The organism is Salipiger sp. HF18, from assembly GCF_011806505.1.
GTDB classification, from domain to species: Bacteria; Pseudomonadota; Alphaproteobacteria; order Rhodobacterales; family Rhodobacteraceae; genus Salipiger; species Salipiger thiooxidans.
The window spans coordinates 24357-30356 of record NZ_JAATOS010000020.1; the positions used below are offsets into that span (position 1 = coordinate 24357).

The 6000-nt window shown below is 64.5% G+C and carries 5 protein-coding genes; all 5 read left to right on the forward strand.

Annotation, left to right across the window (positions count from 1 at the left end; all coding sequences use genetic code 11):
* The first annotated feature begins 13 nt into the window (after nucleotides 1–13).
* Nucleotides 14–1174, forward strand: coding sequence for an O-antigen ligase (locus tag HC022_RS04345; RefSeq protein ID WP_167451484.1), 1161 nt, complete (start codon nucleotides 14–16; stop codon nucleotides 1172–1174).
* Nucleotides 1175–1521: 347 nt separating this feature from the next.
* The gene (locus HC022_RS04350; protein WP_167451485.1) at nucleotides 1522–2649 is read left to right on the forward strand and encodes a glycosyltransferase; all 1128 of its coding nucleotides are present in this window, start codon (nucleotides 1522–1524) and stop codon (nucleotides 2647–2649) included.
* A gap of 17 nt (nucleotides 2650–2666) precedes the next feature.
* Complete coding sequence (locus HC022_RS04355) at nucleotides 2667–3620, forward strand: sulfotransferase (protein ID WP_167451486.1); 954 nt, start codon at nucleotides 2667–2669, stop codon at nucleotides 3618–3620.
* Between the two features lie 46 nt (nucleotides 3621–3666).
* The gene (locus tag HC022_RS04360; protein ID WP_167451487.1) at nucleotides 3667–5010 is read left to right on the forward strand and encodes a lipopolysaccharide biosynthesis protein; all 1344 of its coding nucleotides are present in this window, start codon (nucleotides 3667–3669) and stop codon (nucleotides 5008–5010) included.
* Nucleotides 5007–5930 carry a sulfotransferase gene (locus HC022_RS04365; RefSeq protein WP_167451488.1) on the forward strand — a complete coding sequence of 308 codons (924 nt, stop codon included), beginning with the start codon at nucleotides 5007–5009 and terminating at the stop codon, nucleotides 5928–5930. The genes HC022_RS04360 and HC022_RS04365 overlap by 4 nt, the downstream gene beginning before the upstream one ends.
* Nucleotides 5931–6000: the final 70 nt, after the last annotated feature.

The window sequence follows — 6000 nt, forward strand, 5'->3', positions numbered from 1 at the left end:
ACACGAGGTCAACATGTATCTGAGCAAGGGAGCCGCACTGGTCCTCTTCTGGTGCTTCGTGGTGCTGCTCAACCTCGTGTCGGCCCGGTTCTCCAGGGTTGGTGACCTGCTGCTGCTCACGGCGACGCTCTATATCTTCGTCGTCTCCTTCAAGGCGAACTGGGTGAACCGGGAGTCCTTCGCGGTCTTCCTCGGGTTCGTGGCGATCTTCGCCATCTATACGGTATCCACGATCCTCAACCCGTCGATCGCGGCGGCGATCATTACCACGCAGGTCATGACCTGCGCCGCGGTGTTCTTTGTCTTCTATGCAAATGCCCATCGCTACAGCGACCGTGCGGATGCCATCGTGGTGGTGTTCGTTTTCCTCGTGATGGCGCTGATGCTGGGGGTCAGCGTCGATCTGGCGGGCAAGAATGTCTATTCCGGGACGATCGTCTACCTCCTGCTCTTTCTGTCGCTTCTGCTGCAGCAGGGCAGCGCGAGGCCGTCGCGCAGGATCGGCACCTGGACTTTCATCGGCGTGGTGATCCTGGGGCTGGTCTTCGATCAGCGTGCCATGCAGCTCGCCGGGCTGATTGCCCTCGTGGCCTTCTGGATCCTTCTGGATCTCAATCACGTGCTGGTGCGCTGGCTCGGACTGGCCTGCGTGGTCGCACTGGTGCTTGTCATGGTGTTCATGACTGCGGGGATCGCCGGGTTCTCGATCAATACCATCGACGATCTCGTCGTCGAATACTCGGGCCGGACAGCGAAGTCCGGACGGCAGGTCATCTGGCCGATCCTCGTCTATTTCATCGGGCAGAAACCCCTGTTCGGATGGGGGGCGGGAACCCTGCCGCGTGACGTCATCGAGACGACACTGTCGGCGCACAGCTATTACCTCCAGATCCTCCTTCAGACCGGATTCGTCGGGTTGGTCGCTCTGATCGGCCTCTTTCTCGCAGTGGCCAAAAGGTATCGCACCGTCCACAGCAGGAAGGACAAATATCTCAGGGCCTACATGTGGTCCTGCGTCTTCCTCATTGTCTTCCATGCGTCCTCGGAAGTGTTCCTGATGCAGAACAACATGGTCGTCGCCGTACCGCTCTGGATGCTGCTCGGTGCCGGAGCTGGGCTTTTCGGGCGCGTGCCGACCGAACTCGAAGCAGATTCGGGTGCCCGCATAGGTTGATTTCCTCACGGATTCACGCCTGCTACGCATGTCATCCCTGATCGTGCTCATGCTCTCCCTGTGAGCTGAAAAAACAGGCGGCCTCGCCACGAGGTTGTTTTTTTCTGCCGAGGTGCTTGCGCCCTGCCCTGAATTCGCGATGAGTGGCGGAGAGCCGGATGCAGCCAGCCTGTCAGTCGCCATGGTCCGTGTCCGAGGTCTTTTCCTTTGGGGAAAACAATGAAATTAGAGGCTCTCTGTCGGCGCGCTGTCATGGAAGAATGCGACAGAACCCTTATGCGGGGCATCTCGTGGCATCAGTCCAGAAGCCCATGGCAAACGTTGAAGAAATTCGGGAATAAGACAGTATGATCCTGTTCGTCTTGGCCATCCTTTTCCTGCTCCTGTTTCTCTATCCGTTCCTTGTCTATCCGATGATCCTGAAGCGGCTTCCGGAACGTCCGCTGGCGACACCGGTGCCCGGCGAGAGCCCGAGCTTCACTCTGGTTTTCTGTGCCTATAACGAAGAGCCGGCTCTGCCCGAAAAACTGGCGAACCTCCGCGCGCTCAAGGCTCGGCACCCGGATCTCGAGATCCTCGCCTATTCCGACATGTCGACCGATCGCACGCTGGAGATGCTGCAGGCCGAGCCCGGGCTGCTGACGGCCGTGCCCGCGACCGAGCGCCTGGGAAAGGCCTGGGGTATGCGCCAGCTTGTCGCCCGCGCCCGGGGCGATGTGATCATCTTCACCGACGCCAACGTCATCCTCGAGGAGACCGCCATCGACCGCTTGGGCGACTATTTCTCGGATCCCGAGATCGGCACCGTGGCGGGGCATCTGCAGTACATCAAGGATGGCACGAGCGAAACCGCCGACATCGGGCACCAGTACTGGAGCCTTGAGGAGCGTATCAAGGCGCTGGAAAGCCGGACCGGCTCGACCATGGGGGCGGACGGCTCGATCTTCGCGCGGCGGCGCAAGGACTACCCCGAGGTGCCTCCGCACCTGCTCGACGACCTGACCGCCTCGATCAGCCCGCTGTTCGACGGCTACCGGGTTATTTCGGCCCCTGACGTGATCGCCTACGAGCGCCTGACCACCGACAGCGGTGACGAGTATCGCCGCAAGCGCCGTATCGCCTGCCGCGCCTTCAACACCCACCGGCACCTCGCACCGAAGCTGCGGAAGATGGGGGGCCTCGATCGCTTCAAATACGTCTCGCACAAGTGGCTGCGCTGGATGAGCCCCTTCTTCCTGGCCGCAAGCGCCGTCTGCGCCCTGCTCTGGCTGGTGTCCGAGCTCGGCTTCGCGGGGCTGCTGATCGGCCTCGTTGCCGGCCTTGTGGCATGGGGAATCTGGAAGAGCGGGCATCGCAAGGCGCGCAAGGCCGGCGAGATCCTGCTGGCGCTGGTTGCCACCGGGCAGGGGATCCTGGAATCGCTCCGCGGCAAGACCTACCAGACCTGGACTCCTGCGGCGAGCCGCAACACCTGACACGGGAAGAGAACGCCATGACTCCGCTCTTCGTCGTCGGCGCCCCGCGCAGCGGCACCACGCTCACCCGGACCCTGCTCAAGGGCTTCGCACCGGTTTATCTGCCGCCCGACGAGTTCCAGATCCTGCCAGGCTTCATCGCCCGGGCCGAGGCCGGGGCCACGGCGCAAGACCTGGTCGCGATGGTCTCAGGGAGCGTCTTTGCCGGGCATATGCGCCGGCGTGGACTCTGGCCGGACGAGGCTGCGCTGGCAGCAAGGATGGACGGGCTGTCCCCGGCAGAGGCGTTCCGCGCGCTGGTGCTGGCGATCGCGGAGCAGGACGGGCAGGAGCAGGTCGTCTTCTGGGGCGACAAGACCCCGGAGACCGTCTTCCAACTGGACCTGATCGCCCGGCTCTGGCCCGACGCCCGGATCATCGAAGTGGTCCGTGACCCGCGCTCGACGGTGCTGTCGATGCATCGCGCCTGGGGGCGCAGCCTGCTGCGGGGCTCGGTGATCTGGCGCGATGCCCGTGCCGCGACCCGCGCCTTTGCCGGGCGCCACGGCCGCGAGCGGCTTCACACCCTGAGTTTCGAGGCCCTGACGGCGGATCCCGGAGCCGAGATGGCGCGGATCGGCGACTGGCTCGGGCTCGACTACGATCACGCCACGCTTGCCACCGCCAGCAGCGAGGAACGCTGGGGGCGGGCCGCCGGCAGCACCGGCGTGCGGGCCCAGAAGGCGGATTGGGAGGCGGCGCTTTCGGACCGCCAGATCAGCCAGATCGAGGAAATCTGCTTCGACGAGATGATCGCCGCAGGGATTTCGCCGACCCGGGCAACGGCCAGGCGTGCCCCCGATGCCATGGCCCTGAAGCTTGCCAAGGCGGGAGACGCGCTCCGTGTCCTGCAGGCCTACGCCCGCGAACGCGGCTGGCCTGCGGCGGTGAGCTACAAGGTCAGCCAATGGCAGGGGCGGCGCTCCTCGTGACGTTTTCCCCCTCTTCCGGCCCGCTTCCGTTGACAGAACTGCCAAGATGAATATCCGCTCCCTGTTCAAGAAGTCCTTCCTGTTCCTCTGCATTCGCATGGCGGGAATCTGTATTTCCTTCGTGATGTTCGCCGCGCTGGCGCGGCTTCTCGGAGAACATTCCTTCGGCCTGTTCTCCATGGCCTTCAGCGCGGTGCTGCTGCTGGTTCCGCTGCTGTCCTTCGCCCGCCGCGAGGTGGTGCAGAGGTTCATCCCCCGTTACGAGGCACTGAACCAGCCCGAGGTGGTCGAGACGCTGATCCGCGAAGGCTGGTCGACGATCGTCCGCATGAGCCTGCTCGCGATCGGCGGGTCGGTGATCGCGGCGCTGATACTGAGGGTCGCACGGCCCGAGATGTCGACCGAGACCATCCTGCTGCTGCCCTTCGCCGCGCTGCTGCTGATGGCGACCCAGGTGGCCGAGTACCAGATGCACATCATGCGGGGCAAAGGGCAGATCTTCTGGGCCATGGTGCCCCGGGACATTTTCTGGCGTGTGCTGGTGATCGCCGCGCTGATGGTCGCGACGGCGGCGGGATGGCCGGTGGACGCGCCGCTCGCGATCCTGATCATGTGCGTGCTGCTGATGGCCATTGCGGTGCTGCAGGCGGCCATCGATCCGGAGATCCGCCCGCAGTTCCGGATGCTGTTCAAGCGCTACAAGCTGCCCGAGGATGCGGCCCGCGCCGCCCGACTGATCTGGCTGCCGAACGTGCTGACCACCGGATATCCCAACCTCGTCCACCTCGCGGTGGGCTTCATGATCGCCCCGGCCGAGAGCGGCCTGCTGTTCGTCGCCCAGCGGGTCGCGAACCTGCTCACGATTCCGCTGCTCTCGGCGCGGTCGATCTCGATCAACGCGATTTCGAACATGCACGCGAAGGGCAACCTGACCGAGATCCAGCACAAGCTGTCCCGGCTCACCCTGCTGATCGGCCTGAGCAGCGCTGCCGTGTTCGTGTTCATCACCGTCTTCGCCGGCTGGATTCTCTCGTTCTTCAGTCCCGCCTATGCCGACAGCGGGCATGTCCTGATCATCATGAGCCTTGGTCCGTTGCTGACCACCCTCGCAGGGCCGCTCGGGGTCATGCTGCAGGCGGCGGGATACGAGCACTACTATTCCCGGGCAATCATCCTGTCGAACATCGTGGCCTTCCTGCTGCTGATCGCGGGGATCCTGCTGTTCGGGGTGATCGGGGCGGCCTGGGCGGTGACGCTGCAGGTGATCTTCTGGAACGCCACCCTCTGGGTCCTGATCCGGCGCATCAAGGCCCCCGACGTCAGCGTGATCGGGATGATCTTCCCGGTGACGTCGTTTGCGGACATGGACAGCAAGGACACAGACGCATGAGCTCTTCCGCCTTTCCTCCGGGCCGCGGTCCGAACCTGTTCATCCTCGGGGCGCCGAAATGCGGCACCACCTCGATGGCGGCCTACCTGCAGCAGCACCCCGAGGTGGCGGTCTCGCAGCCCAAGGAGACCAATTATTACGGTCCCTATGCCGGTTCTCCCGGTATGTCCGCCGAGGCCTATTGCGAGAGCATGGCCCACAAGCCCGGCGCCCGCTACCGCTGCGAGGCGACCCCGAACTATCTCGCGGTGCCCGAAACCGTGGCGCGGATCGCCGCGGAAAACCCCGATGCCCGCTACATCGTCATGGTGCGCGACCAGGCCGACCTCGCCTTCTCGATGCACCAGCAGGTGCGCCTCATGGGCTTCGAGAACATCGCGAGCTTCGAGGAGGCCTGGCAGGCCCGCGATGACCGTCGCGCCGGCAAGCGAGTGCCCGTGACCTGCAGCGATGCCCGCCGTCTGGTCTACGACCAGCGTGCCTCGGTCGGCCGTCAGGTCACGGATGCGCTGGACGTCATCCCCCGCGAGCGTATCATCGTCATCGAGATGGCGACCCTGCGCGCCGACATCGACACCGTCTGGGAGACGCTTTGCGCCTTTCTGGGCATCGAGGTGCAGGAGGGGGTCGATTTCACCGCGCAGAACCTGCGCAAGACCATCCGCTTTCCGATCGTCCTGCAGGCCTCGGCCGTGCTTTTCCGTCTCAAGCGGCGCCTTGGCATTCGTGGCGGGCTTGGCGTCGGCCGGGCGATCAAGTCGGTGGCGGCGCCGGTCGCGACCGACCGGGACAGCCTTGCGCCCGAGCTCCGCTCGGAGGTGCAGGCGTTCTTTGCCGAGGACAGCCGGCTACTGGAAACCGTGATGCTGTCCGGCCCGCACCTGAGGATGGTCGACGGAACGGTGTCGGGCCATGGCTGAGACCTTCTCCCGCCACAAGGACACAGACGCATGAGCTCTTCCGCCTTTCCTCCGGGCCGCGGTCCGAACC

Bases quoted from the DNA above. Each gene is read 5' to 3' on its own strand.
- HC022_RS04345 (WP_167451484.1), top strand. From the start codon at position 14: ATGTATCTGAGCAAGGGAGCCGCACTGGTCCTCTTCTGGTGCTTCGTG.
- HC022_RS04350 (WP_167451485.1), top strand. From the start codon at position 1,522: ATGATCCTGTTCGTCTTGGCCATCCTTTTCCTGCTCCTGTTTCTCTAT.
- HC022_RS04355 (WP_167451486.1), top strand. From the start codon at position 2,667: ATGACTCCGCTCTTCGTCGTCGGCGCCCCGCGCAGCGGCACCACGCTC.
- HC022_RS04360 (WP_167451487.1), top strand. From the start codon at position 3,667: ATGAATATCCGCTCCCTGTTCAAGAAGTCCTTCCTGTTCCTCTGCATT.
- HC022_RS04365 (WP_167451488.1), top strand. From the start codon at position 5,007: ATGAGCTCTTCCGCCTTTCCTCCGGGCCGCGGTCCGAACCTGTTCATC.